A 26636-nucleotide genomic window follows, 5' to 3' on the forward strand; every position below is an offset into this window, starting at 1 on the left:
GGGCCCCCTACGGCTTGCGCGCGAGCCCGCCGTACACGGCCGTCTCCGGCTCCGGTTCACCCTCCGGCCGCCACCGCGAGCACGAGACGACGCCGGGCTCCAGCAGCTCCAGCCCCTCGAAGAAGCCCGCGATCTCCCCGGGGTCGCGCGGGGTGTAGGGGGTGGCGGTGCCCCGGGCGTTGTGGTTCTCGATGGCCCGGACGTAGACCGGGTCGGCGGTGGAGCCGTCGTTCAGGCCGAGGAAGCTGCCCGGCGGCAGGGCTTCCACCAGCCGCCGCACCACCGCGCGGGCCTCGTCGTAGTCGGGGACCAGCCCCAGGATGCCCATGAGCATCAGCCCGACCGGCCGCGAGAGGTCCAGCGTCCGCGCGGCCTCGGCCAGGATCCTCTCCGGGTCGCGGACGTCGGCGTCGATGTAGTCGCACGCGCCCTGGGGGGAGCTGGTGAGCAGGGCGCGGGCGTGCACCAGCACCAGGGGGTCGTTGTCGACGTAGACGATCCGCGACTCCGGGGCGGCGCGCTGGGCGACCTCGTGGGTGTTGTCCCTGGTGGGCAGACCGGTGCCGATGTCCAGGAACTGCCGGATCCCCTCCTGCCCGGCCAGGTGCGTCACCACGCGCCCGATGAAGGCGCGCGAGGCGCGGGTGATGTCGCGCATGCCGGGGAAGGCCGCCAGGACCTTCTCGGCGGCGTCGGCGTCGACCTCGTAGTAGTCCTTGCCGCCCGCCAGGTAGTTCCAGATCCGGGCCGAGTGGGGCCGGGAGCTGTCGATCCCGCCTCCGCCGCCCGCCGCTGCGCCTGCCATCCGTCCGCCTCCTCGTACCGGTCGTGAGGAACACACGATCCCACACGGCGTCAGCCCCGGCCCACTCCTGGTCCGGCCCTGTGGAAGACCGCGTTCCGGCACCCCTGCCCCGGGGAACGGCCGCCCTCCGGCCGCCTTCCCGGCCGAACGCGGCATCCGGCCCGGCGGCCGGTCCTCCCGCGGCCGCCGGGTCCGTGCCCGGGCGGCCGTAGACTCGTACGCACTGTGTCCGAGAAGATTCCCCAGCCCGCCGAAGCGGCGGCAGCGACCGAGACGCCCGAAACGCGGCCCGGGGCACGCGGCACGCTCGCGGCCCCCGTCCGGGACGGCCGGAGCGCGCACAGCGCGTCCGGCGCCATGTTCCCCGACGGCACCGGCCCCTCCGCCAACCCCGTCGGGGACCGCCACGAGCGCCGCATCCGCAGCTTCCAGCCGCGCCGCAGCCGCGTCACCGCCGCCCAGCGGGACGCGCTGCTGCGGCTGTGGCCGAAGTGGGGCGTGGAGATCGACGGCGACCGCCGCCTCGACCTCGACGAGCTCTTCGACACCCTTCCGCCCTGCTCGCCCGTGGTCCTGGAGATCGGTTTCGGCATGGGCGAGGCCACCGTGCGGATGGCCGCCGACGACCCCGCCACCGGCATCCTCGCCGCCGACGTCCACACCCCCGGCCAGGGCAACCTGCTGGGGCAGGCCGAGCGGCGGGGGCTGTCCAACGTCCGGGTCGCCAACGGCGACGCGATCATCCTGCTGCGCGAGATGCTCGACCCCGGCTCCCTCGCCGGGATCCGCGTCTTCTTCCCGGACCCGTGGCCCAAGAAGCGCCACCACAAGCGCCGCATCGTCCAGCCGGAGTTCGTGGAGCTGGCCGCCGCCCGGCTGCGTCCGGGCGGACTGCTGCACTGCGCCACCGACTGGGAGCCGTACGCCGAGCAGATGCTCCAGGTCCTCACCGGCTGCCCGGCCCTGGAGAACACCCGGGCGGACGGCGGCTTCGCGCCGCGCCCGGACTTCCGTCCGCTGACCCGCTTCGAGCGGCAGGGCCTGGACAAGGGCCACGTCGTCCGCGACCTCCTCTTCCGCCGCCTCCCCTGACGGGGCCGGCTCGGGGCCCGGTACCGATCGGCCGAATCGCCGTACGGCTGTCGGTGCCTGCTGATAGAACGGCCGGCGCCGGCCGCCGAGACGGGCGACCGCCGAGACGAGGAGGAACGCCCGTGGCCGACGCGATCGCGGAGCAGTTCGCCGGGCAGCCCGCCGGGCGGGGCGCAGCACCGGCACCGGGCCTGTACGAACAGTTGGTCACCGCACGTCTGGAGGAGCGGCTGCGGGCACTGGACGGCGGCGAGTGGCGCGCCGTCGAGGAGAAGGTGGGTGAGCAGTCCTCGCCCCACGTCCTGGCCCGGCACATAGCCGAGGCCGTCCGCCGCGTGCTGGAGTCCCTGCCCTCCGAAGAGGAGCGGGTAGGTGAGGCCAACCGGATCCTGGACGCCCTGGCGACCAGAGAGGGCGCCGAGGAGTGGATCGACCGCGTCGCCGAGGGCCCGAGGCAGCTCGTCGCCGTCGCCCGGCAGCAGGCCCGGGGCGTCTACGAGCTCCGCCGCCCCTCGATCCCGCTGTCCGACGCCGCCTTGATCACCAACGCCCCCGAGGACCCCGGCCTGGGCCACGAGCTACGGGCCGAGCTCGCCACGGCCGACCGCGTCGACCTGCTGTGCGCCTTCGTCAAGTGGCACGGACTGCGGGTGCTGGAGGACTCCCTGCGGCAGGCCGCCGAACGGAACGTACCCATCCGCGTCATCACCACCACTTACATCGGCGCCACCGAGCGGCATGCGCTCGACCGCCTGGTGAAGCGCTTCGGAGCCGAGGTCCGGGTCAACTACGAACTGCGCTCCACCCGGCTGCACGCCAAGGCGTGGCTGTTCCGCCGCGACAGTGGCTTCGACACGGCCTACGTCGGCAGCTCCAACCTCTCACGTGCCGCCCTTCTGGACGGCCTGGAGTGGAACGTCAGGCTGTCGTCGGTGGCGACGCCCGCGGTGCTGAGGAAGTTCGAGGCGACCTTCGACTCCTACTGGAGCGATCCCGCCTTCGAGCCGTACGACCCGGACAGCGAGGCCGACGTCTCGCGGCTCGACGAGGCGCTCGCGCAGGCCGGGGGCAGGAGGCCGCAGGGCGACACCCAAGCCGTCACCCTCTCCGGACTGGAGGTCCGTCCCTTCCCGCACCAGCAGGACATGCTGGAACGGCTCCGGATCGAGCGCGCCGTCCACGGCCGCCACCGCAACCTGCTGGTAGCCGCCACCGGCACGGGCAAGACCGTCATGGCCGCCCTCGACTACCGGGCCCTGAGGCGTGAACTCGGGCGCGACCTCAGACTGCTCTTCGTCGCCCACCGCCAGGAGATCCTGGGGCAGTCGCTGCGCACCTACCGGGATGTGCTGGTCGACGGGAACTTCGGCTCACTGTTCACCGGCGGCGAGGTCCCCCGAGACTGGCGGCACGTCTTCGCCAGTGTCCAGTCGCTGTCGAGGCCCGCCGCCCTGGCCCGTCTGGCGCCGGACCACTTCGACGTCGTGGTGATCGACGAGTTCCACCACGCCACGGCCGCCACCTACCGGCGCGTCATCGACCACTTCCGGCCCGCCGAGCTCCTAGGGCTGACCGCCACCCCGGAGCGCATGGACGGGCGCAACGTCCAGGACGAGTTCTTCGGCGGCCGGATCGCAGCCGAGCTGCGGCTGTGGGAGGCGCTGGAGAACGAACTACTCTCCCCCTTCCACTACTTCGGCGTCGCCGACATCACGGATCTTGAGTCGGTCACCTGGAAGCGCGGGGCGTATGACACCGGCGAGCTCGACAACCTCCTCACCGGCAACCACGCCCGGGCCAGGCTCATCGTCGCCGCCGTGATCGACAAGGTGGCCGACCCCCGCTCGATGCGGGCACTGGGCTTCTGCGTCTCCGTCCGGCACGCGCACTTCATGGCGGAATTCTTCAACCGGGCCGGCCTCAACGCGAGAGCCGTCGACGGCTCCACCCCTGACTCCGAGCGCGCTGAGGCTCTGGCATGCCTGCGTGACGGCAGAATCCAAGTGCTCTTCTCCGTCGACCTGTTCAACGAAGGGGTAGACATCCCCGACGTCGACACCCTGCTGCTCCTACGCCCCACCTCCAGCGCCACCGTCTTTCTCCAGCAGCTTGGACGCGGACTGCGCCGTACACCGGACAAGGCCGTGCTCACCGTACTGGACTTCATCGGCCAGCACCGCCGGGAGTTCCGCTTCGAGGAGCGGTTCCGCGCGCTGACCGACCTCGGCCGCACCAGACTGCTCCGCCATGCCGAGGAGGACTTCCCCCAGCTCCCCTCCGGCTGCCAGATCGTCCTCGACCGCAAGTCGAAGGAACGCGTCCTGGAGAACATCCGGAGCAACATCACCGTCAACGCCACCCGGCTCGCCCGCGAGATCGCCTCCTACGCCGAGCCCCGCCTCGGCTCCTACCTCCGTGAGAGTGGACGGGAGCCCAGGGACCTGTATCGGGGGAAGAACTCCTGGACCGGTCTGCTGCGCCGCGCCGGACTCCTGTCCACAGCGGCGCCGGACGGAGAGACCGAGCTGCTCAGGCGCGCTTCGGCCTTCCTGCACGTGGACGACCCCGAGCGGGTGGCCGCCTACGCCCGTCTGCTCGCCGACGATGCTCCGGGCTACGCGTCGTTGTCTCCGAGGGAGCAGGTGTACGCCCGGATGTTGTTCTTCTCCCTGTGGCCGGGCGGCGGAGGCTTCGACGACTACGGGGAAGGGCTGGAGTCCCTGCGCGGGCAGACCGCGTTCCGCGACGAGGTGCGCCAGCTCCTGGAGTACAACCTGGAGCACACCGGGCACTATCCGATCCCGCTCGACGGCCCACACGCCTCCGTCCCCTTGACCGTCCACGCCTTCTACAACCGCGAGGAGATCCTGACCGCCCTGTGCCAGGCGGGCCTGGACGGTCTCAGGCCGGTCAACTTCCGCGAAGGGGTTCGCTGGTGCGAGGACCTACGCACCGACGCCCTGCTCGTCACGCTGGAGAAGGACGAGAAGGACTTCTCCCCGCAGACGCGGTACAAGGACTACGCCCTGAGCCAGGAGCTTTTCCACTGGGAGTCCCAGAGCACCACCTCCGAGGCATCCCCCACCGGGCGGCGTTACCAGCGCCACCGGGAGCTCAGCACTCATGTCCTGCTCTTCGCGCGCCGTTTCAAGACGACGGACATAGGCGGTCCGGGGCCATGGATGCTGCTGGGTCCGGCCGAGTACGTGTCCCACAAGGGCAGTCGGCCGATGGGCGTCGTGTGGCGCCTCGCCCACCCCCTGCCGGCGGATGTGTGGACGCACACGGCCGTCGCGAGCGGTGCGTGACCGCCACGGCCGTCAGTTCCACTGGCTGGTCTCCGCCGCCATCGCCTCGAAGCGCGTCTGTGCGTGGTCGAGTGCGGTGTCCGGGTCGTGGCCGTGGGCGCGGAGCCAGTGAAGGACATCCGCGATCAGTCGTACGGCCGCGTCCTCGGTGGCGACGTCGGCCAGACGGCCGGATACCGGCTCCGTGCGGCCGTAGAGGCTGAGGAGCACGTCGGCTCCGATTGGGCACGGGTCTTGGGGCAGGCGCTGCGGGGCGCCGGGGACGGTGTCCAGCTCGCACCAGATGGCCTTGCCGCCCGCGTGGAGGGCGACGCCCCAGTCGGCGGCCACCGCGTCGAGCAGCGCCATGCCGCGTCCCGACTCCGCGTCGTCCGAGACCGGGAGGAGGACAGGGATCCGGTGGGGCTCCGGGTCAGTCAGCTCGATGCGCAGACGCCCCCCGCGAGCCGAGAAGCGCAGTGTGATCGGCGTGCCTTCGCCGATGTGCAGGATGACGTTCGCGACCAGTTCGCTGACGCAGAGCTGCGCGGCGTCGGTGAGGGCCTCCAACTTCCAGAGCTCCAGGTAGGAGCAGGTCAACCGCCTCAGACGTGAGAGCTCCTCGGGCTGTGCCAGGAGGGGAACGGTCAGCCCGCCGCGCGGTACCGCGCACTTGTTCTTCAACATGCCTGCGACCTTTCCGGTATGCCGTCGTTGCTCTCTCAGAGTGACACTTTCATTCTCTTTATGAAACTCTCACTGAGTATTGACGGAAGCGTTCTCCCGGTCGCGCGCCCCTGGCGCACGCCGTGGTTGTTTCCACGCGACCGGGCCGTGCAGGCTCAGGGGGATCGACAGAGGAAGGCCGTGACCATGGCTGCTGGACCGACGACCCGACGCCGCCAACTGGGCGCCGCCCTCCGCCGTATGCGCGAGCGCAGCGGCCTCACACTGGAGGAGGCGGGTGCCCGCGTCGGCGTCTCCAAGGCGACGCTGAGCCGCTACGAGACCAAGGAGGGTCCGGTCAGGTGGCCGGTCGTGGATGCACTCTGCCGCCAGTACGGCGCCACCGACGAGGAACGCGAGGCGCTGGTCGAACTCGCCAAGGGAGCGAAGATCCAAGGGTGGTGGCGCTCGCTCGCCGACCCCGTCCCGGAGTCGATGAACCTCATGCTCACCCTTGAGGACGAGGTCGTGCGCGAGGACCACTACGCGAGCGTCTACGTTCCCGGACTCCTCCAGACCCGTGCCTACGCCGAGGCCGTGCACCGCGCCTCCGAGATGCGCTGCACGGAGCAGGAGGTGAGGCACATGGTCGACATCCGCATGAAACGGCAGGAGTTGCTGAGTCGGGAGGAGCCACCGCACATCTGGGCGGTGGTCGACGAGGCTGTGATCAGGCGGACGGTGGGCGGACGCGACACCATGCGGGAGCAGTTGCGGCACCTGCTCGCGTGCGCCGAGTCACCCCACGTCACAGTGCAGATCCTCCCGTTCGCGGCCGGGGCGCACGCGGCCGCGGTGGGGAGTTTCGTGGTGCTGGGCGGACCCACGCCCGCGCTGGACGTGGTCTACGTGGACATCCTCGGCGGCGGCCTGTTCATGGAGAAGCCGGAGGAACTGGAGCGCTATAGGTTGGCGTTCGAATACCTGCGGGCGCAGGCGCTGGACATCTCGGCGTCGGCGGCCACCATCGAACGAGCCTGCGAGGAGCTTTGATGCGACAGCAGTCCACAGGCGGCTGGACCGAGTGGTTCAAGTCCTCCCACAGCGGCGGCAGCGGGACCGAGTGCGTGGAGGCGGCGTACGGGCCGGGGAGGGTGGCCGTGCGGGACAGCAAGGGGGCGGGCGGCGGGCCCGTGCTGAGGTTTCCGGCGGGGGCGTGGGAAACGTTCCTGGGCGGTGTGAAGGCTCACGGCGGGTACGGGCGCGATCTCTGCTAGACAGGGCGCATGAGCCTCTACGAGATCCCCCTGCGCACCCTGACCGGCGAGCCCACCACCCTCGGCGAGCACCGGGGCAAGGTGCTGCTGGTCGTCAACGTCGCGTCCAAGTGCGGGCTGACCCCGCAGTACGAGGGCCTGGAGCGGCTGCAGAAGAAGTACGCCGACCGCGGGTTCACCGTGGTCGGCGTGCCGTGCAACCAGTTCATGGGCCAGGAGCCCGGCACCGCCGAGGAGATCGGCGCGTTCTGCTCGGCCACCTACGGCGTCACCTTCCCGATGCTGGAGAAGACCGACGTCAACGGGGACGGCAGGCATCCGCTCTACGCCGAGCTGACGGAGCTGGCCGACGCCGAGGGGCAGGCCGGGGACGTGCAGTGGAACTTCGAGAAGTTCCTCGTCGCGGCGGACGGCGCCCCCGTCGCCCGGTTCCGTCCGCGCACCGAGCCGGAGGCTGCGGAGGTCGTCGCCGCGATCGAGGAGCGGCTGCCCGCCTGACCGGAGGCGTTCCCTCCCGGCCGTGACCGGGTGGCCGGACCGCGCGGACCGGCCACCCGTTCGCCTTGACCTCAAGGCGACTTGAGATGTGAGCGTGGTTCCGCGAAGCGAGGAACACCCTGGCCGACGAGGAGGCACACCCATGCCCGCTATGCCCGTACACCCCGACCCCGCCCACCCCGACGCCGGAGCCGTCCTCATCAGCGCCTGGGACGTCGGCACACCCGAGCGGCAGCGGGCCGCGGCGGACGCCATCGCCGCCACCTGGGGCAGGCGGGAGTGGCCGACGCCGGACATCCTGTCGTACGGCGTCTACGCCGGGACCGACGGCCGGACTCTGCTGCACTACTCCCAGTGGACGGACGAGGAGGCGTACGAGGAGTACGTACGCACCCACCGTCAGGACCGCAACGACGAGATCGACGACGCGGTGCCCGGGATCGAGCGGCTGCGCCTGGCGCGCACCCGGCGCTACCGCAGCCTGCCCGAGGGGCCCGAGGAGCGGGAAGGGGCCGGGCGGCGGCCCGAGCCGGGGTGCGTGGTGGTCGTGGAGGTGGAGTTCGAGGGGCCCGACGAGGCGCGGCAGCGGGCGTGGGTGGACGCCGTGGCCGCCGCGATCGAGGACGACGGCGCCGGCGGGGGCCTGCCGCCCGGCGGCATCTCGGCCCACTTCCACCTGAGCACGGACGGCACACACGTGATCAACTACGCGGAGTGGGAGAGCGAGCGGGCGCACATCGCCGCGCTGGGGGCGCCGGGTGAGGGGATCGGCGGGCCGTCCCCGCTGTGGGACCGGGTGCGGGACTTCCCCGGGCTGGTGAGCAGTGACGTGGCACGCTACCGGCTGCTGTTCTCCGCCGCGCGCCCCGGGGAGCCGGCGGGACGGGCTGCGCGGTAGCCGTACACGGTGGAGGGGAACCGGCGGCCCCGGTGTCGGGGGGGATGAGTCACCGGGGCCGCCGGGGTGTGGGGGCCGGCGTGCGGCAGCGGAGTGCTTCGCGACGCCGGCCGGACGGGCCGGACAGGCGTCGTCAGATGGACTGGCCCTTGCTCCGCAGCCAGGTCAGCGGGTCGACCGGGTCGCCGCCGCCGGGACGGACCTCCAGGTGGAGGTGCGCGCCGGTGGAGTTGCCGGTGGAGCCGACGCGGCCGATGACGTCGCCGGTGGTCACCTTGCCGGTGGTGACGGTCATGGAGGACAGGTGGCAGTACCAGATCTCGGTGCCGTCGTCGAGCCTGAGGATGATGCGGTAGCCGTAGGAGCCCGCCCAGCCGGCCTCGGTGATCTCGCCGCTGTGCACCGCCTTGACCGGAGTGCCGGTGGGAGCGGCGAAGTCCAGGCCGGTGTGGTTGTTGGCCCACATCGAGCCGGACTGACCGAAGGTGGAGGTGAGCTGGTACGAGGTGAGGGGGAGGGTGTAGCTGGCCGCGAGCTTGGCCAGGCGCTCGGCCTCGGCCTTGCGTGCCGCCTCCTCGGCGGCCTTGCGCTCGCGCTCGGCCTCCTCCTCGGCGGCCTGGTCGGCGGCCTCCTCGGCCGCCCTCTCCGCTGCCTGGTCGGCGGCCTCCTCGAGCGCGGCCTGGGCGGCGCCGGTCTGCTGCCGGTCGGCCTGCTGGAGGATGCGTGCCCGCAGCGCCTCTCCGGCGTCCGCCGTCACGACGGTCGTGGTGGCCTCGGAGGTGTCCAGGCCGGCCTGGGTGACGGCGCCGCCGAAGGGGTCGGCGCTCTCCGCCGGGGAGGCGGAGTCGCCGTCGTGGCTGTCGGAGACGAGACCGCCGACGACGGGGATGCCCTCGGCGACCGCGCCGAGGTCGACGTCCGGCATGGAGACGGCGAGGGGCGACTTGTCCTTGGCGGTGGCCATACCGCCCGCGCCGACGGCGGCGATCACACCGACGCCGAGGACGGCTCCGCTGCGGGCCATGCCGTTGCGCTGCTTGACGACGCGGTGCCGGCCGCGGACCGGGCGGACGGAGTCCTCGGTCGGGTTCCACACCGGCTGGTCGCCGTCGCCTTCCGGACCGAACGGGGCGAAAGCGGCGGTGTGCGGGTCGTACGAGACCTCGGGGGCCGGACTGCTGGACGCCACGGAGGCGCTCTCCTTTCCTTCCTTCTCGCCTACCGGGTTAGCTGACGGGTTCGGAGCAGGAAGGTCTCCTACGGATCCACGCGGACGGGCCGCATGGGTCCGATTCACCCCAATTGGTGGTTCCCCGGTTCCCTGGGCGCGTCCTCGCTGTTGACGGGGTTGCGCGTACGGGATTCGGCGACGGCGCACGGTGCCGCCCTCTTTGGCGACAGTGACGACCGCGCTGCGTTATCGAACGTTAATAGAGGTGCGCTCCGGTTTCCAAGTCCCCTCTTGGAACATGGGGCTTTCTTGACGGAGGACTATCGGGGCACCAGTGGGCCAAATCGGGCGATTCGACCGCCGGATCGGCCCATGAGACGCATGCCACACCATCTGACGTTGCCTCAGTTGTTATGCGGAGGGGCGCACGTCGACTACGGAAGGTGACCGCCGGCCGGAGGTGCCGGACCCTCCGGGTCGCGCATGACCGCCAGCAGCGCCATGTCGTCGCTCTGGTGCCCGCCGGTGTGCGCGTCGACCTCCGCGAGGAGGTGGTCGAGCAGGTCCGCCGGACCGGTGAGGGGCAGCAGCCACGGCGGGCGGCCGATGACGGGGACAGCGCGGATACGGGCCCTGCCGCCGCCCGTCTCCTGCCGCCTGTCGCCCCGCACCCTTCCGATCCCCCCGACGCCCGGCGTCCCGGCGATTCGATCAAGGACCGGCCGGACGGCACGGGTCCCTGGACGTGGACGCGGGGACGCGGGGACGGCTAAGCCCCGCGTGCGGCGAGCGCGCGGCGCACCCCGTACGAGGCCGCGCCGACCGCCAGCACTGCCGCCCCCGAGACCACCGAGGCGAGCGGCAGGGCGAAGGCCAGCACCACGCACCCGGCCAGCCCCACCACCGGCACGATCCGCGGCGGTCGCCCCTCGCCGGGGCCCAGGGTCAGGGCGGAGGCGTTGGCGATCGCGTAGTAGGCCAGGACCCCGAAGGAGGAGAAGCCGATCGCGCCGCGCAGGTCCGCCGTGGCGGCCACCACCGCCACCACCGCGCCGACCGCCAGCTCGGCGCGGTGCGGCACGCCGAAGCGCGGGTGCACGGCGGCCAGCGCGGACGGAAGATGGCGGTCGCGGGCCATCGCCAGGGTGGTGCGGGAGACGCCGAGGATCAGCGCCAGCAGCGAGCCCAGCGCCGCCACCGCCGCTCCGGCCCGCACCACCGGGACCAGTTCCGGTGCGCCCGCCGCACGCACCGCGTCGGCCAGCGGGGCGGTCGTCCGGCCCAGCGCGTCGCCGCCCAGCACGGCGAGCAGCGCGACCGCGACGGCGGCGTAGACGACCAGGGTGATGCCCAGCGCCACCGGGATCGCCCGGGGGATGGTGCGGGCCGGGTCGCGCACCTCCTCGCCGAGGGTGGCGATGCGCGCGTAGCCGGCGAAGGCGAAGAACAGCAGGCCCGCCGCCTGGAGCACCCCGCCGGGCGAGACGTCCCCGGAGGAGCCCGCCCCGTCCGGGGACGGCCAGAAGACCGGCCGGGCGGCGTCCGTCCCGCCGGAGGTCAGGCAGACGACCACGACGGCGGCCAGCACCGCCAGGACGACCGTCACGATCGCGCGGGTCAGCCAGGCGGTCTTCCGCACGCCCGCGTAGTTCACCGCCACCAGCGCCACCACCGCCGCGACCGCGACCGCCCGCGCCTGTCCGGGCCACACGTACAGGCCCACCGTCAGGGCCATCGCCGCGCACGAGGCGGTCTTGCCGACCACGAAGCCCCAGCCGGCCAGATGACCCCAGAACTCCCCCAGCCGCTCGCGGCCGTATACGTAGGTGCCCCCGGATTCCGGGTAGCGGGCGGCCAGCCGGGCCGAGGAGGTCGCGTTGCAGTACGCGACCACCGCCGCCAGCGCCAGGCCGAGCAGCAGGGCGGCCCCGGCCGCGCGGGCCGCCGGGGCGAAGGCCGCGAAGACGCCCGCGCCGATCATCGACCCCAGGCCGATCACCACCGCGTCGCCGGTGCCCAGCCGCCGCCGCAGCCCGGGCGCCTCCCGTGCGCCCCCCGCCGTCCCGCCCATCCCTGTCCCCTCCCGTGGGTGTGCCCGTGCCGTCCGCGCCGGCGGACAGCCGGCCGCACCGGACGCTACCGCCACAGGGCCCGTCCCCGCTCCCGGTGCCACCGCCGGGCGGGGCGGGGGTACGGGGGGCGGACAGCCGACGGCGGCGCGGAAGCCGTCCGCGCCGCCGTGGGGCCGGGCACCGCCCGCCGCTCAGGCCAGGATCTTCTCCTTGGCCCGCTGGTACTCGCCCTCGGTGAGGTCCCCCTTCGCCTTGAGCTCGGAGAGCCTGGCCAGCTGGTCGACTCCGGAACCGCCGCCGGTACCGGCGGCGGTTCCCGCGGTCTCGCGGATGTAGGTGTCGAAAGCCTCCCTCTCCGTCCTGGCCCGCCGCGTCTCGCGCTCGCTCATGCCCTTGCCGCGGGCGACCAGGTAGACGAGGACCCCGAGGTATGGGAGGAGGATCACGAAGACGAGCCAGCCGGCCTTGCCCCAGCCGCTCAGTTCGTGGTCGCGGAAGACATCGGTGATGACCTTGAACAGCAGGATCAGCCACACGACCCACAGGAAGAACCACAGGAAGGTGAGGAACGCCCCCAGCACCGGATAGTCGTAGGCCATGTACAGGTACCCGTCCATCGCTCCACCTCACGGTCGGACGGTCGCTCCGACCGGACACCCCCGGTTCCCGGGTCGGCACGGCTGTCGTGTTCTGTTCACCGCCGGAGCACGTCCCTCCCCGGAACACCGCCCGGCCACTCTCACAGGGCCGGACGGGCGTTTTCGCGCGCTTTCGGCTCTCTCGTTCAGTATTGCGCTCCCCATCGGCCGCGCAACACGGCACCCGCTCGGGCGCGGCCGCCTCAGCGGCCGGCACGGCGGCGGGACCGCTGCAGGGAGATGACGAGGATCGCGAGCACCAGGACGCCGATCCCGACGAACAGCAGGTAGAACAGCCCCTCCACGACCGCGCCGAGCACTCCCAGCACGGCCGCGACGAGAAGCAGGAACAGGAAGAACCCCATGCCGTGGACGCCTCCTTCACACTGTTCGGGCGCGGCCGGTCAGCCGCGCGCCAGCCTGCGCTCGCCTCCGGCGCCGGGGCGGTAGGGGATGCCGTAGTGCCGGAAGACCGGCTCCTCCCCCTCGGCGGGCAGCACGTCGTCGGTGCCGATGGAGGGGGCCTTCTTCACCAGTGCCTTGCCGTACCGCACCCTGAGGTGGTCCGGACCGGCGACCGCCTCGTCCAGGGGCACGAACACCAGGCGCTGACGGGTGGGCAGTCCGACCCGGACGGTGACCATGACGGGCTCGTCGGTCGCCGTGTCGGTGTAGACCGCCTCGAGCGGGCCGACCTTGTGCCCGTCCGCGTCGACGACGTCGCGGCCGCGCCACTCTCGGATGTCTGCTGGACGGATCATGCGCTCAGCTCCCTGGGCGGACGGTCCGGACGGCGCGTCCGCGCCGCGTCCGAGCCGTTTTCCGGGCTCAGGGTGCGGGTTCCCGTCTCCGCGGGCCCCACACCTGCCGTACGGCGCGCTCACCGCCGCACCGGGCCCCGGAAACACCGGAACCCCCGCCGACGCAGGTCGGCGGGGGTCCTGGCCCCGAGGGGTCCGGTAGGCCGTGTGGGACTCGAACCCACAACCAATGGATTAAAAGTCCACTGCTCTGCCAATTGAGCTAACGGCCCGCCCCCCGAAGCATAGCCCGGAGAGGCGCCGCGCTTCGAAGGCATTGGCACAGTGTGACGGCACGTCGCGTCGTATCCGCGCCCGGACGGCCGGGCGCACTCAGGCGGGCGGAGCTCGGAAGCGGACGCGGAGGCCGGAAGGGGGGGGGGGGGGGGGGGGGGGGGCGGCGGGGGGGGCGCGGGGGCCGGTGGGCCCGGGCCCGGAGCAGTGCTCCGGGCCGGGCCCTCAACTGGTCTGTCCGGCTCAGCCGTTGCGCTTCCAGCGCGGCTTGTCCGAGCGGCGGTCGAACGAACGGCCGCCGCCGCGGTGGTCGCCGCCCTGGTGCCCGCCGCGCTGGTCGCCGCCGCCGCGGTGGTCGTCGCGGCGACCGTAGGGGCGGCGGTCGTCACGGTCGCGGTCGCGGTTGAAGGGACGGCGGTCGTCACGGTCCCGGTTGAAGGGACGGTCGCCGCCGCCGCGGTGGCCGAACTCGCGCCGGTCGTTGTCGCGGCGGAAGCCGCCCCGGTCGTCACGGCGGTCGCGGTTGAACGGACGGCGCTCACCGCGCTCACCGCGGTCGTCGCGCCGGTCGCGGTTGAACGGGCGCCGGTCGCCGCGCTCACCGCGGTCGTCACGGTCCCGGTCCCGGTCCCGGCCGTAGGGGCGGCGGTCGTCACGGTCGCGGTCCCGGCGGAAGTTGCCCCGGTCGTCGCGGCGCTCGTACGACCGCTCCTCGCGCGCCCGGCGTGCCTCGGCCTCGGCCTTCGCCTCCGCCGCGTCGGCCTCGGCGGTGAACTCGGCCACCGCCGCCTCGGTCGCCTCGGCGACCGCGGCCACGGCCGCCTCCGGGTCGTCGCCCCGCTCGCGGGCGGCACGGGCCGACAGCTTGTCGGCCTCCTCGCGCAGCTCGGCGGCGCGGCGCTGCGCGCGCTCCAGCTGCCGGGTGACCTCGGCCACCTCGCGCTCGGCCTGCTTGGCGGCGTTCAGCGCCGACTCGGCCTGCACCTCGGTCAGCGACCGGGCGCCGGTGATCTCCACCACATCCTCGTCGAAGGCGTCGCCGCGGCCGATGACGTGGCGCGAGGCGTCCACGCCCGCGTCCTCCATCAGCCGGAAGATCTGCCGCCGCTGGTGCGGCAGCGCCAGCGAGACGACCGTGCCGGAGCGGCCCGCGCGGGCGGTGCGGCCGGAGCGGTGCAGGTAGTCCTTGTGGTCGCCGGCCGGGTCCACGTTGAGCACCAGGTCGATGTCGTCGACGTGGATGCCGCGCGCGGCGACGTCGGTGGCGACCAGCACGTTGACGCGGCCGTCCTTGAAGTCGGCCAGCGTCCGGGTGCGCAGGCCCTGCGTCATGCCGCCGTGCAGCGCGTCCGCCCGCACGCCCGCCTCGCGCAGCTGCTCGGCCACGCGGTCGGCGCCGAGCTGGGTGCGGACGAAGACGATGGTGCGGCCCTTGCGCGCGGCGATGGCGGCGGTGACCGGCGCCTTGTCGCGCGGCTTCACGATGAGCACGTGGTGGCTCATCGTCGTGACCGCGCCCTGGGCGGCGTCCACCTCGTGGTGGACGGGGTCGACGAGGTAGCGGCGCACCAGGGTGTCGATCTCGTTCTCCAGCGTGGCGGAGAACAGCATCCGCTGGCCGCCGGCCGGCACCAGGTCGAGCAGCTCGGTGACCTCGGGCAGGAAGCCCAGGTCGGCCATCTGGTCGGCCTCGTCCAGGATCGCGGTCTCCACGTCGTCCAGCGAGCAGGAGCCGCGGTTGATCAGGTCGCGCAGCCGGCCCGGGGTGGCGACGAGGATGTCGACGCCGCGCTCCAGGGCGGAGATCTGGTTGCCCATCGAGGTGCCGCCGCAGACGACCTTCAGCTTCAGGCCGAGGACGTCGCCGTACGGCTGGAGCGCGTCACTGACCTGCATGGCCAGCTCGCGGGTGGGGGTGAGGATGACGCCGCGGGGGCGCTTGCGCTCGGTCCGCCCGCCGGCCAGGCGGGCCAGCAGCGGCAGGCCGAAGCTGAGCGTCTTGCCGGAGCCGGTGCGGCCGCGGCCGAGGACGTCCTTGCCCGCCAGCGCGTCCGGGATGGTCGCGGCCTGGATCGGGAACGGGACGGTGACGCCGTTGTGCGCGAGCTTGCGGACGATCTCGCCCGGCAGACCGAGGTCGGCGAACGTGGTCGTCGGCTCGTCCTCGGGCAGAACGACGTCAGGGGTGGTTACAGTCATGCGGAAACAAACCTCTCGGAAGTCACATGGCACGCGCCCGCAACTCCGTGTTTTCGCATAAGACCGCCTCGATGCGGTCAGCCACGGCTCAGGTGAGGAACGCGCCACACGGCGCGCTGCTGATTCACGGCGCCGGGCAAATGGGAGCAAACGATCTGCCACCATACGACCTCCCCTCCCCGAGCGCAAATCTCTTGTCCGCGCTGCCGATGGGGTGGTGAGGAACGGCGGTGGCGACCGCCTGCGGGGAAGTCTACCGGTCCACGGGGCCGAAGCGTTCACCCGAGGGGTGCGGGCCGCCGGTTCCGTGGACGTCGTACGGGGAGTGAACGACGGACGGCTCCCCGTTCATTCCGTACCGCGCCGACGGCCGGGAGGCCCTCTCGGCACCGGCCTCCGCCCTCTCGTCGGGGCCGTCCTCCGCGCCGCCGTCCCCGCCGCCGCCATCGCCGTCACCCCCGCCGGCGCCTCCCCCGGTGTCACCGTCCCCTCCGCCGCTCCCCTGCGACGGGGTGGGCCGGGCGGGCGGGGGCGTGGGGTCCGGGGGCGGTGGCGCGGCGGTGCGCGAAGGGGCGGCCGGGTCGGTCGTCCGCCCCCCACCTCTGCCCGAACTCGCCGACGCGGTGGGTTTCTTCGGCCTCGGAGCGCCCGTCGAAGGGACCGCGAAGGACGGCGAGGAGGAGGCCGACGGGCCGGACAACCGCTTCGAGGGTCCGTCCTCCCCGTCCCCGCCCTTCCTCCCGTCCTGCCCTCCGCGGTCCGTCCCCCGTTCCCCGCCTCCGCCGCGCGGAGCGACCCCGCTGCCCGGCCGCGGGTCGCCGGCGTCCCGGGAGACCCGGTGCCCGGCCGGCTGCCGGCCGCCGCCCTCCTCCTCGCCCCCGGAGGAGCCGACCGTCATACAGCCGCCGAGGGCGGCCAGCAGCAGGGCGCCGGCGGCCGTACGGGCGGCCCCGCGGGCGTGCTCCCGGGCCCGCTCGTGACGGGTGGGTTCGCGTGCGGGCTCGCGGGCGGACTCACGTTGGACGGGACTGGACGGGCGCACGGGCGGCACCTCCGGGAGGCGGAGTTCGAAGCGGGCTCCTCCTGCCCAACTCCCCTCAGCCCGACAGGTAACGCGTCAGCTCCAGTCCCGCCCACACCGCGCCCAGGGCGACCGGCGGCGTGACGGCCGCGTTCACCAGCGCCGCCCGCCCGTGGCCGCGCTCGGCCAGCCGCAGCGTCTCGTAGGAGAAGGTGGAGTACGTCGTCAGCGCGCCGCACAGCCCCGTGCCGAGCAGCGCGGCGGCCCCCGGCCCCGCCGCCCCCGCCCCGACGGCACCGGCCACCAGGCCCAGCAGCAGGCTGCCGGCGGCGTTGACCGTGGTGGTGCCCCAGGGGAAGACCGACTCGTACCGCGACTGCACCGCGCGGTCCACCGCGTACCGCAGGCACGCGCCCGCCGCGCCGCCGAGCGCCACCAGGAGCCAGTTCACCGCGCCACTCACCGCGCCACCGCCGCCCGGGTCGCGGCGGTGGCCGCCCACACGGCGCCGAGGGCGGCGGCCGGGGTGGCGCCCAGGTACAGCAGTGCGGTGCCCGCGACGCCCTCCTCCAGCAGCCGTACGGCGTCCAGCGCGTACACGGAGAAGGTGGTGAAGCCGCCCAGTACGCCCGTGCCCAGGAAGGGCCGTGCCAGGGGGTGACGCGCCCACGCCCCGCCGGGCTTCTCCAGCAGCGCCATCAGCACGCCGATCAGCGCGCACCCGGCGGTGTTGACGGCGAGCACGGCCCAGGGGAGCCCGCCGGGCGCGGCGGGCCACGGCAGTGTGAGGGCGTACCGGGCGCAGGCTCCGAGCGCACCGCCCGCCGCGACGGCGGCGAGGACGGCCACCGCGTGCGCCCCGGCGGTCTCGGCGCGCTGGGCGGGTACGCGCAGATCGACGTCCGGGTCGACCGGCCCGTCCCCGGAGCCCTCGGCCGGTCCCTCCCCGGAACCCTCCCGAGAGCCTCCGCTCACGCGTATCCCAGGTCGTGCAGCCGCTCGTCGTCGATGCCGAAGTGGTGGGCGATCTCGTGCACCACGGTGATCTCCACCTCCTCGACGACCGTTTGGCGGTCACCGCCGCCGCGTTCGCACATCCGCAGGGTGGGCCCGCGGTAGACGGTGATCCGGTCCGGCAGGACGCCCGCGTACCACTCGCCGCGCTCGGTCAGCGGTGTGCCCTCGTAGAGTCCGAGCAGTTCGGGATCCTCCGCGGGCGGCTCGTCCTCCACGAACACCGCCACGTTGTCCATGAGCCGCGTCAGCTCCGGAGGGATCCGGTCGAGCGCCTCGGCCACCAGTTCCTCGAACTCCTCGCGCGTCATCTCCAGCACGCGCCCATTGTCCGCCACGGCACGCGGACGGCGCACGGGACGGTGTACCGGGCGGCGGCGGGTGGACGCCGTGCGGCCGCCGCATAGTCGGCCCCCCGGCGGGCATATGGCACGGCATGAGCCGAGAACCCCTCCGGCCCCGCCGGGCCGCAGCCGTTCCCCGTGCTCTGCGGCGCGCCCTGCGGCGCCGCCCCCGGGCGCACCGGCCCGCGCCGGCGCGTTCCCTGGGCCACACCCCGCACCCGTACGCCCGCGCGTTCGCGCTGGCCGCCGTCACCCTGCTCGGCGCCTGGCTGGGGCTGCTCGTCCTGGGCGGCGTGAAGGCGGACGTGGGGCCGGTGGACACCCGGATGTCGCTGCGCCCCTCGCTGACCGGGGGCACCGAGATCGGCGTGCCGCCGCTCGGCGCGCTCGAACTGGACAGCCACCTCGCCCCGCTCGCCCTGGACGTCGACATCGACCAGCTCGACCCCGAGCGCGCCCAGGCCCTGGTGGACCGCCCGGAGCGGATCAGCGGCCTGGAGGAGCGGATCACCCGCGATGTGCGCTCCGGCACACGGGACCTGGCGGTGAAGGCGTCCGTCGCGGTGGTCGCCGGCGCCACCGCGCTCGGTCTGGCCGTCTACCGGCGCCCGCGGCGCGCGCTCGCGGCGGGCGGCCTCGCACTCGCGCTCCTGGCGGCCTCCGGCGCGAGCGCCTACGCGACGTGGAACCCGAAGTCGCTGCTGGAGCCGAGGTTCTCCGGGCTGCTGGCCAGCGCGCCGAGCGTGGTGGGCAACGCGCGCAGCATCGTCACCGAGTTCGACGTCTACCAGCAGGAGCTGGCACGCCTGGTCACCAACGTCACCAAGCTCTACGACGCCGCCTCCACCCTCCCCGCCTACCAGCCGGATCCCAGCACCATCCGCGTGCTGCACGTCTCCGACATCCACCTCAACCCGGCCGCGTGGCACATCATCAAGTCGCTGGTCGAGCAGTACGACATCGACGTGATCATCGACTCGGGCGACACCATGGACCACGGCACCGCGGCCGAGAACGGCTTTCTGGACCCGGTCGAGGACCTCGGCGCGCCGTACGTGTGGGTGCGCGGCAACCACGACTCGCTCACCACCCAGGAGTACATCGAGGAGCTGGACAACACCCACGTCCTGGACGACGGGGAGCCGGTGACCGTGGGCGGCCTGCGGATCGCGGGCATCGGCGACCCGCAGTTCACCCCGGACCGCTCGGTGGTCGCCAAGGGCGACCCGGCCGAGCGCGTCGCGGGCCGGAGACTGGCCGCCTCGCTGCGCAGGAGCGAGGCGGCGGGCGAGCCGGTGCACATCGCCGCCGCGCACAACCCGATCGCGGCCCAGCAGACGGACGGCGACGTGCCCCTGGTGCTGTCCGGCCACATACACCGGAGGGAGACGCGGGTGATGGAGGAGGGCACCCGGCTGATGATCGAGGGCTCCACGGGCGGCGGCGGACTGCGGGCCGTGGAGGGCGACGAGCCGGAGAGGGTGATGGCCTCGGTGCTCTACCTGGACCAGGACACCAAGCGGCTCCAGGCCTGGGACCAGATCACCCTGGGCGGTCTGGGCCTGACGACGGCCGAGGTCAGCCGCCATCTGCCGGAGGACGTGGAGCCGGGCGCCTCCCCCTCCCCGTCCGGCCCGCCGTCCGAGTCCCCCTCCGGCTCCCCGGAGCCCTCCCCGTCCGGCCCGCCGTCACCCTCCCGGTCCCCGTCGCCGCAGCCCTCCGGTTAGCCCGTACCGGCGCCACCGGAAATCCGTTTTGGCGATCCGCACCGGCATCCCATATGCTTCTCACGTCCCCGACGCGCTGGGAAGCGCCCAGGTGGGCCATCAGCCCTCATCGTCTAGTGGCCCAGGACGCCGCCCTTTCAAGGCGGTAGCACGGGTTCGAATCCCGTTGGGGGCACGCACAACCTGTGCGAGACTGGTGCTCGTACATCGCTTGGTCCTGTGGAGCAGTTTGGAGTGCTCGCCACCCTGTCAAGGTGGAGGCCGCGGGTTCAAATCCCGTCAGGACCGCTGCGGCTGGGTAGCTCAGTTGGTACGAGCGTCCGCCTGAAAAGCGGAAGGTCGCCGGTTCGACCCCGGCCCCAGCCACCGCAGGTGAAAGCCCCGATCCGGGTCTCCCGGACCGGGGCTTTCACCTTCTCACGCCGGCCCCGTACGCCGACGCCGCCGCGTTCGCTCCGGTTGCGTGCCCGGCGCCCCCGTCCGCTCGGTCAGGAGCCGCCGTCCCGGCCGCCCGGGTGGCGGTGGCGACGGAGCCAGAAGACGGCGCAGGAGGCGACCGCCCAGGCGGCCAGCACCAGGTAGGGCTGTGCGTGCGGATAGCCCGGGAAGTACACGGCCGTGTGCTGGGCGTTGACGGAGGCCCCCGGCGGGAGCCAGCGGCCGATGGTGCCCAGCGGTGAGGGCAGCAGCGGCCAGGAGACCGCTCCTCCGGAGGAGGGGTTGCCGATGAGGACCATCAGGCCCCAGGTGGGGAGCATCGCCCAGCGGCCGATCAGGGCCTGGAACATGGTGAAGACCATGCCCGAGGTGAACATGGTCAGGGCGAGGATCATCCAGGAGTGGACGAAGGGGAAGTCGACCGCGTTCAGCAGCCAGTCCACGGCCGCGGCGATGGCGAAGCCGCCGAGCAGCGAGTAGGCGGCCGTGAAGGCGATCCGTTCGGAGGGGTTCAGAGCCTTCGCGTGGACGCTCATCTGGATGGCCCCGATGAAGCCGGTGACCACCGCCGCGAGGGTGACGTAGAAGAGGGCCAGGCCGCGCGGGTCGCCCGGGTCCAGCGGTTTGGCGTCCCGTACCTCCACCCGCAGCCCGGTCTCCTCGCCCACCGACCGGGCGGCCTCGGTCAGCAGCTCGGCGACGGAGGCGCCCGAGGCGCTGGAGACCTCCAGCGCGGGCCTCTCCCGGCCGGGGCCGGCGGGGATGCGCAGCACGGCGAAGACCCTCTGCGACTCCAGGGCCTCGTCGGCCGCCGCGGCGGTGGGGTACTCGCGCGGCTCCAGGGAGGAGCGCAGGTCCTCGCCCACGGCGTCGGCGAAGGCATCCACGCGGTCCCGCCAGGCCTCGGCGTCCCCGGTGGCGCCGACGACCGCCACGGGGACGCGGCGCGGGGTGGGATCGGCCATGGCGTAGGTGTACGAGCCGGCGAAGAGCCCGGCCGCGGCGGCGATGAGCAGCGACAGCACGGTGGCGGGCAGGAAGGGCGAATCCCCGAAGCTCCGCCACGGCCCGGCGGCGCCCCCTGCCCGGCGGCCCTCTCCGCTTCCCTCCCCGGCGCGGGCATCATGAGAGCCGTGCGCGGTGCGCGAGCCGTCAGGACCTCCGGGACCGCCAGGGCCGTCGGGGAGGGGGTGGTGCCGGTCGTTCATGCGCTCACCCTAGACAGTCATTCCACCCATAACACCGCATGCCGGTCACGAGGAGCGGTGAATTGATTCGCCCGGCACTCGGTGCGGGTGCGATCCTGGAGTCCGTATGTCCACTGTGTCTGATCCCAGCCTCCCCGCCGTCCTGGAGCGACTGCCCGAGCTGATGCTGCGCGACCAGCAGCGACTCGGCCGCCGTCTGGAGGGCACCCGCCGCATCCGCAAGCCGGAGGCGCGGCGTGCCGTGCTCGCGGAGATCGCCGCCGAGGTCGAGCAGGCCGAGCTGCGCGTGGCCGCCCGGCGGGACGCCGTCCCCGCCATCGACTACCCCGACCAGCTCCCCGTCAGCCAGAGGAAGGACGAGATCCTCCGGGCGATCCGGGACAACCAGGTCGTGATCGTCGCGGGCGAGACCGGCTCCGGCAAGACCACCCAGATCCCCAAGATCTGCCTGGAGCTCGGGCGCGGGGTGAAGGGGCTGATCGGGCACACCCAGCCGCGCCGGATCGCGGCCCGCACGGTGGCCGAGCGCGTCGCCGAGGAGCTGCGCACTCCGCTGGGCGAGGCGGTGGGCTGGAAGGTCCGCTTCACCGACCAGGTGGGCGAGGACACCCTGGTCAAGCTGATGACGGACGGCGTCCTGCTGGCCGAGATCCAGACCGACCGCGAGCTGCGCCGGTACGACACGATCATCATCGACGAGGCGCACGAGCGCAGCCTCAACATCGACTTCCTGCTGGGCTACCTCGCCCGGCTGCTGCCCCGCCGCCCGGACCTCAAGGTCGTCATCACCTCCGCGACGATCGACCCCGAGCGCTTCTCCCGCCACTTCGGCGACGCCCCCATCGTGGAGGTGTCCGGCCGTACGTATCCGGTGGAGGTCCGCTACCGGCCGCTGCTGGAGGAGGAGGGCGACAGCCCCGACCGGGACCAGGTCACCGCGGTCTGCGACGCGGTCGACGAGCTCCAGGCCGAGGGACCGGGCGACATCCTGGTCTTCCTCTCCGGCGAGCGGGAGATCCGCGACACCGCCGACGCGCTCAACAGGAAGAACCTGCGCTCGACCGAGGTGCTGCCGCTGTACGCGCGGCTGTCGCACGCCGAGCAGCACCGGGTCTTCCAGCGGCACACCGGGCGGCGGATCGTGCTGGCCACCAACGTCGCCGAGACCTCGCTGACCGTCCCCGGCATCAAGTACGTCATCGACACCGGCACCGCCCGCATCTCCCGCTACAGCCACCGCACCAAGGTCCAGCGGCTGCCGATCGAGCCGGTCTCGCAGGCCAGCGCCAACCAGCGCAAGGGCCGCTGCGGCCGCACCTCGGACGGCATCTGCGTCCGGCTGTACTCCGAGGAGGACTTCCTCTCCCGGCCGGAGTTCACCGACCCGGAGATCCTGCGCACCAACCTGGCCTCCGTCATCCTCCAGATGACCGCCGCGGGGCTCGGCGAGATCGAGCGCTTCCCCTTCATCGACCCTCCGGACCACCGCAGCATCAAGGCCGGTGTGCAGCTGCTGGAGGAGCTGGGCGCGCTCGACCCGAATCAGAAGGACCCGCGCAGGCGCCTGACGGAGACGGGCCGGAAGCTGGCGCGGTTCCCCGTCGACCCGCGGCTGGCGCGGATGGTGCTGGAGGCCGACCGCAACGGCTGCGTCCGCGAGGTCATGGTGATCGCCGCGGCGCTGTCCATCCAGGACCCGCGCGAGCGCCCCGCCGACAAGCAGCAGCAGGCCGACCAGCAGCACGCCCGTTTCCTGGGCCCCTCCTCCCCGAAGGCGGGCGGGGAGGGGGAGAACAGCGACTTCCTCGCCCTGCTCAACCTGTGGCGCTACGTACGCGAGCGGCAAAAAGAGCTGTCCTCCTCGGCCTTCCGCCGGATGTGCAGGTCCGAGTTCCTCAACTACCTGCGCATACGCGAGTGGCAGGACATCTACGCCCAGCTCCGCCAGGTCGCCAAGTCCATGGGCGTCCACCTGAACGACCAGGACGCGGACGCCGACCGCGTCCACCAGTCGCTGCTGGCGGGCCTGCTGTCGCACATCGGGCTCAAGGAGGTCAGGGAGAACGGGAAGGGCTCCCCGGGCGAGGGCGGGAGGGAGAGCGCGAAGGGCAACGAGTACCTGGGCGCGCGCGGCGCGAAGTTCGCCGTCTTCCCCGGCTCCTCGCTGTTCAGGAAGCCGCCGCGCTGGATCATGTCGGCCGAGCTGGTGGAGACCTCACGGCTGTGGGCGCGGGTCAACGCGAAGATCGACCCGGACTGGATCGAGCCGCTCGCCGGCCACCTGGTCAAGCGCACCTACAGCGAGCCGCACTGGGAGCAGAAGCAGGCGGCGGTGATGGCCTACGAGAAGGTGACGCTGTACGGCGTGCCCGTCGTGGCCCGGCGCAAGGTGAACTACGGGCGCATCGACCCGGAGACCTGCCGCGAGCTGTTCATCCGCAACGCCCTGGTGGAGGGCGACTGGCGCACCCACCACCGGTTCTTCCACGAAAACCGCAGGCTGCTGGGCGAGGTGGAGGAGCTGGAGCACCGGGCCCGCCGCCGCGACATCCTCGTCGACGACGAGACGCTGTTCGACTTCTACGACCAACGCGTCCCCGAACACGTCGTCTCCGGAGCGCACTTCGACTCCTGGTGGAAGCGCGAACGCCAGGAGGAGCCGGACCTGCTCAACTTCGAGAAGTCCATGCTCATCAACGAGCGGGCCGGGCAGGTCACCAAGGACGACTACCCCGACTCCTGGCACCAGGACAGGCTGCGTTTCCGGGTGACGTACCAGTTCGAGCCGGGCGCGGACGCCGACGGCGTCACCGTCCACATCCCCCTCCAGGTGCTCAACCAGGTCTCCTCCGAGGGCTTCGACTGGCAGATCCCGGGCCTGCGCGCGGACCTGGTCACCGAGCTGATCCGCTCGCTGCCCAAGCCGGTCCGCCGCAACTACGTCCCCGCCCCCGACTTCGCGCGCCGCTTCCTGGGCACCGTCACCGGGCAGGACGGCGGCATCCCGCGGGACACGCTGAACGAGCCGCTGACGGCCGTGCTGGCGCGGGGGCTGACGCGGATGACGGGAGTGCGGGTGACTCCGGACGACTTCGACCCGTCCAGGGTCCCCGACCACCTGAAGATCACCTTCCGGGTGGTGGACGAGCGCCGCCGCAAGGTCTCCGGCGACTCCGAGAGCAAGGACCTGGAGGAGCTCAGGGACGCCCTGCGCCCGCGCACCCGGGCCGCGCTGTCCAAGGCGTTCGACTCCGCCCGGGAGAAGGGCGGCGACGGCGACGGCGGTCTGGAGCAGCGCACCGGACTGACCTCCTGGACCGTCGGCGCCCTGCCGCGCACCTTCGAGACGCGGCGGGCCGGCCAGCCGGTCAGGGCGTACCCGGCGCTGGTGGACGACGGCGGGTCGGTGTCCGTGAAGCTCTTCGACACCGAGGACGAGCAGCGCGAGACGATGTGGCGCGGCACGCGCCGCCTGATCCTGCTCAACCTCCCCTCCAGTCCGGCCAAGTTCGCCCAGTCCAAGCTGACCAACCAGGACAGGCTCGCCCTGGCCGCCTCCCCGCACGGCGGCGTCCAGGCGCTGTTCGACGACTGCGTGTCGGCCGCCGCGGACCGGCTGATCGCGGCGCACGGCGGGCCGGCCTGGGACGAGGAGGGCTTCCGCAAGCTCTTCGACGCCGTGCGCGCCGACATCACCGACGCGACGGTGGTGACGGTGCGGCAGGTGCGCGAGGTGCTCGCCGCCTGGCAGTCGTGCGAACGGCGGATGAAGTCGCCGCCGCTGTCGGGCAGTCCGACGCTCGCGCCGAACCTCGCGGATGTGCGGCAGCAGCTGACGGAGCTGGTCGGCCCGGGCTTCGTGACCGCCCACGGCGCCCGGCGCCTGCCGGACCTGCTGCGCTATCTGACAGCCGTGGACCGCCGCCTGCAGCAGCTCCCCACGGGCGCCGACCGGGACCGCGCCCGGATGGCGAAGGTGAAGGAGATGCGGGACGAGTACGAGTGGCTGCTGGAGCGGTTCCCGCCGGGACGGCCGGTGCCGCGGGAGGTCCGGGAGATCCGCTGGATGCTCGAGGAGCTGCGGGTCAGCTACTTCGCGCACGCCCTGGGCACGGCGTACCCGGTCTCGGACAAGCGCATCATGAGGGCGGTGGACGCGGCGGCGCCGTAGTGAGACGCCGCGGCCCGGCGGCGGGGGCGGCGGTGGACCGGTAGCGGGGGCGGCACTGTGGGTGAGTTCGCCTTGTTCCCCTGAGCTGCTGTAGAGTCCTTCTCGCAGCTCGGGCCGCGCCCGGCGCTGCGGCTTCCAGGTCCTGTGGAGCAGTTTGGAGTGCTCGCCACCCTGTCAAGGTGGAGGCCGCGGGTTCAAATCCCGTCAGGACCGCATCGGATGGCCCGGATCCACGAGGATCCGGGCCATCGGTCTTTCCGCGCGTCCCCGGGCGGTCCCGGGCGCGCAGACCGTCTTGACGGCTCCTCGGGCCGCGGGTACCTCTGCTACAGGGAGGTGGGCGCGATGCCGACGACTCCGAGGAAGTATCCGCGGCACGAGACACGGGCCCTGCTGCGGGCCCATCTGTCCGCCGCGACGCGTTACGGCCACGCCACCCGGCACTGCCCGGTCTGCCACCGGCTGCAGCGGCTGGCGATGGAGCCGGCCGGCGAGGCCTCCGGCGGGCCGCCCGCGCTCTCCCCCTCCCTCCCGCGCCCGGAACCGCCCGCGCCACCGGTCCGGTCCGTGCCGCACGCACGCCCCGGGGAGGGCCCTGAGCCGCCCGTGGAGGACCGGACCGGCCTCGGCGGAGCCTGAATCCGGATCTGACGGCCCCTCGGCCCGCACAGCGCTCGCAGGGCTCGCGGGCGCCATCTCCCGCGGCCGGGGCGGCCCTGCGGCGGCCGGCCGCGCACCGGCACCCGGCGCGGGGTCCGATTGCGGGGCGTCGTACGCTTATTTCCCATTACCGCACGGTAGTTGGGGCGGGCAAGACCTGTGCGATGTGACGGGAGTCACCGAATCGGTTGATCGGAGAAGGGAATTCAACCCCTTCCCGCATCAGGTAAATTTAATATGTGCAATTTTACTGCATCCGAGCGCCCCTCCCAATGCCTCCGCGCGCCCCCCTCGCGGGGCCTCCCGGTGCTCTCGGCCGGCCCGGCGAACCGGATGCCGGGCCGGCGTTGTCGACGGCTGGACGCACGGCAGAGGCCCGGGGGGGGGGAGCGCGTGCAGGCGCGCGGGCGCCGCCG

The 26636-nt window shown here is 73.0% G+C and carries 23 protein-coding genes, 5 tRNA genes and 1 riboswitch; of the genes, 13 read left to right on the plus strand and 15 right to left on the minus strand.

The features are described 5' to 3' along the window. Positions 1-7 precede the first annotated feature (7 nt). Complete coding sequence (locus AC2CJA_RS02665; RefSeq protein WP_484601008.1) at positions 8-805, minus strand: SAM-dependent methyltransferase; 798 nt, start codon at positions 803-805, stop codon at positions 8-10. A gap of 225 nt (positions 806-1030) precedes the next feature. Here AC2CJA_RS02665 and trmB point away from each other — a divergent pair, with 225 nt between their 5' ends. Continuing rightward, positions 1031-1897: a tRNA (guanosine(46)-N7)-methyltransferase TrmB gene (gene trmB, locus AC2CJA_RS02670; protein ID WP_484601009.1), complete on the plus strand. Its 867-nt coding sequence runs from the start codon at positions 1031-1033 to the stop codon at positions 1895-1897. 134 nt (positions 1898-2031) lie between these two features. Continuing rightward, positions 2032-5205, plus strand: coding sequence for a DEAD/DEAH box helicase (locus AC2CJA_RS02675; RefSeq protein ID WP_484601031.1), 3174 nt, complete (start codon positions 2032-2034; stop codon positions 5203-5205). Positions 5206-5217: 12 nt separating this feature from the next. Here AC2CJA_RS02675 and AC2CJA_RS02680 read toward each other — a convergent pair whose 3' ends face one another. Beyond that, positions 5218-5871, minus strand: coding sequence for an ATP-binding protein (locus AC2CJA_RS02680; protein WP_484601010.1), 654 nt, complete (start codon positions 5869-5871; stop codon positions 5218-5220). Positions 5872-6057: 186 nt separating this feature from the next. On the opposite strand from AC2CJA_RS02680, the gene AC2CJA_RS02685 reads away from it, so the two are divergent. The 4 genes from AC2CJA_RS02685 to AC2CJA_RS02700 all read left to right on the plus strand — a co-directional run bounded on the left by AC2CJA_RS02685 (position 6058) and on the right by AC2CJA_RS02700 (position 8523). After that, positions 6058-6903, plus strand: a complete 846-nt coding sequence (locus AC2CJA_RS02685) for a helix-turn-helix domain-containing protein (protein ID WP_484601011.1) — start codon at positions 6058-6060, stop codon at positions 6901-6903. Beyond that, the gene (locus AC2CJA_RS02690; RefSeq protein ID WP_484601012.1) at positions 6903-7127 is read left to right on the plus strand and encodes a DUF397 domain-containing protein; all 225 of its coding nucleotides are present in this window, start codon (positions 6903-6905) and stop codon (positions 7125-7127) included. The genes AC2CJA_RS02685 and AC2CJA_RS02690 overlap by 1 nt, the downstream gene beginning before the upstream one ends. A 9-nt stretch (positions 7128-7136) precedes the next feature. Next, positions 7137-7625 (plus strand): glutathione peroxidase, encoded by a 489-nt coding sequence (locus tag AC2CJA_RS02695; RefSeq protein WP_484601013.1) that lies wholly within the window; start codon positions 7137-7139, stop codon positions 7623-7625. Between the two features lie 142 nt (positions 7626-7767). Further along, positions 7768-8523, plus strand: coding sequence for an antibiotic biosynthesis monooxygenase (locus AC2CJA_RS02700; protein ID WP_484601014.1), 756 nt, complete (start codon positions 7768-7770; stop codon positions 8521-8523). A 133-nt stretch (positions 8524-8656) separates the two neighbouring features. Here AC2CJA_RS02700 and AC2CJA_RS02705 read toward each other — a convergent pair whose 3' ends face one another. From AC2CJA_RS02705 to AC2CJA_RS02760, 12 genes are all read right to left on the minus strand, one after another. Next, positions 8657-9712, minus strand: coding sequence for a M23 family metallopeptidase (locus AC2CJA_RS02705; RefSeq protein WP_484601015.1), 1056 nt, complete (start codon positions 9710-9712; stop codon positions 8657-8659). Between the two features lie 11 nt (positions 9713-9723). Next, a riboswitch (cyclic di-AMP (ydaO/yuaA leader) is annotated at positions 9724-9861 on the minus strand. A gap of 267 nt (positions 9862-10128) precedes the next feature. Continuing rightward, the gene (locus tag AC2CJA_RS02710) at positions 10129-10365 is read right to left on the minus strand and encodes a hypothetical protein (protein ID WP_484601016.1); all 237 of its coding nucleotides are present in this window, start codon (positions 10363-10365) and stop codon (positions 10129-10131) included. A gap of 98 nt (positions 10366-10463) precedes the next feature. Continuing rightward, positions 10464-11765, minus strand: coding sequence for an APC family permease (locus tag AC2CJA_RS02715; RefSeq protein ID WP_484601017.1), 1302 nt, complete (start codon positions 11763-11765; stop codon positions 10464-10466). Between the two features lie 192 nt (positions 11766-11957). Then, positions 11958-12383 carry an SHOCT domain-containing protein gene (locus AC2CJA_RS02720; RefSeq protein WP_484601018.1) on the minus strand — a complete coding sequence of 142 codons (426 nt, stop codon included), beginning with the start codon at positions 12381-12383 and terminating at the stop codon, positions 11958-11960. A gap of 224 nt (positions 12384-12607) precedes the next feature. Next, positions 12608-12769, minus strand: coding sequence for a hypothetical protein (locus tag AC2CJA_RS02725; RefSeq protein WP_484601019.1), 162 nt, complete (start codon positions 12767-12769; stop codon positions 12608-12610). Between the two features lie 39 nt (positions 12770-12808). Further along, positions 12809-13165, minus strand: coding sequence for a PRC-barrel domain-containing protein (locus AC2CJA_RS02730; protein WP_484601020.1), 357 nt, complete (start codon positions 13163-13165; stop codon positions 12809-12811). Positions 13166-13364: 199 nt separating this feature from the next. Next, a tRNA-Lys gene (locus AC2CJA_RS02735) sits at positions 13365-13437 on the minus strand. Between the two features lie 244 nt (positions 13438-13681). Beyond that, on the minus strand, positions 13682-15637 hold the full coding sequence (locus AC2CJA_RS02740; RefSeq protein ID WP_484601021.1) for a DEAD/DEAH box helicase: 1956 nt from the start codon (positions 15635-15637) through the stop codon (positions 13682-13684). A gap of 253 nt (positions 15638-15890) precedes the next feature. Next, positions 15891-16679 (minus strand): hypothetical protein, encoded by a 789-nt coding sequence (locus AC2CJA_RS02745; RefSeq protein WP_484601022.1) that lies wholly within the window; start codon positions 16677-16679, stop codon positions 15891-15893. A 55-nt stretch (positions 16680-16734) separates the two neighbouring features. Next, positions 16735-17109 (minus strand): fluoride efflux transporter CrcB, encoded by a 375-nt coding sequence (crcB, locus tag AC2CJA_RS02750; protein WP_484601032.1) that lies wholly within the window; start codon positions 17107-17109, stop codon positions 16735-16737. A gap of 8 nt (positions 17110-17117) precedes the next feature. Beyond that, positions 17118-17633, minus strand: a complete 516-nt coding sequence (locus tag AC2CJA_RS02755; protein ID WP_484601023.1) for a FluC/FEX family fluoride channel — start codon at positions 17631-17633, stop codon at positions 17118-17120. Further along, positions 17630-17992 carry a metallopeptidase family protein gene (locus AC2CJA_RS02760; RefSeq protein ID WP_484601024.1) on the minus strand — a complete coding sequence of 121 codons (363 nt, stop codon included), beginning with the start codon at positions 17990-17992 and terminating at the stop codon, positions 17630-17632. The genes AC2CJA_RS02755 and AC2CJA_RS02760 overlap by 4 nt, the downstream gene beginning before the upstream one ends. Before the next feature lie 116 nt (positions 17993-18108). Here AC2CJA_RS02760 and AC2CJA_RS02765 point away from each other — a divergent pair, with 116 nt between their 5' ends. From AC2CJA_RS02765 to AC2CJA_RS02780, 4 genes are all read left to right on the plus strand, one after another. Then, entirely contained in the window at positions 18109-19743 is a 1635-nt protein-coding gene (locus AC2CJA_RS02765; RefSeq protein ID WP_484601025.1) for a metallophosphoesterase family protein, read from the plus strand. Between the two features lie 102 nt (positions 19744-19845). Further along, positions 19846-19918: transfer RNA gene (locus AC2CJA_RS02770), tRNA-Glu, on the plus strand. Between the two features lie 38 nt (positions 19919-19956). Beyond that, positions 19957-20031 (plus strand) — tRNA-Asp (locus AC2CJA_RS02775). A 4-nt stretch (positions 20032-20035) separates the two neighbouring features. Beyond that, a tRNA-Phe gene (locus AC2CJA_RS02780) sits at positions 20036-20109 on the plus strand. 122 nt (positions 20110-20231) lie between these two features. Here the strand turns inward: AC2CJA_RS02780 and AC2CJA_RS02785 are convergent. After that, positions 20232-21389: an ABC-2 transporter permease gene (locus AC2CJA_RS02785; protein WP_484601026.1), complete on the minus strand. Its 1158-nt coding sequence runs from the start codon at positions 21387-21389 to the stop codon at positions 20232-20234. Positions 21390-21495: 106 nt separating this feature from the next. On the opposite strand from AC2CJA_RS02785, the gene hrpA reads away from it, so the two are divergent. The 3 genes from hrpA (at position 21496) to AC2CJA_RS02800 (ending at position 26199) form a co-directional block, all read left to right on the plus strand. Then, on the plus strand, positions 21496-25560 hold the full coding sequence (gene hrpA, locus AC2CJA_RS02790; RefSeq protein WP_484601027.1) for an ATP-dependent RNA helicase HrpA: 4065 nt from the start codon (positions 21496-21498) through the stop codon (positions 25558-25560). A gap of 138 nt (positions 25561-25698) precedes the next feature. Then, positions 25699-25773: transfer RNA gene (locus tag AC2CJA_RS02795), tRNA-Asp, on the plus strand. Positions 25774-25905: 132 nt separating this feature from the next. After that, complete coding sequence (locus AC2CJA_RS02800) at positions 25906-26199, plus strand: DUF6274 family protein (protein WP_484601028.1); 294 nt, start codon at positions 25906-25908, stop codon at positions 26197-26199. Positions 26200-26636 lie beyond the last annotated feature (437 nt).

This window comes from Streptomyces sp. ATLC9 (genome assembly GCF_057196705.1).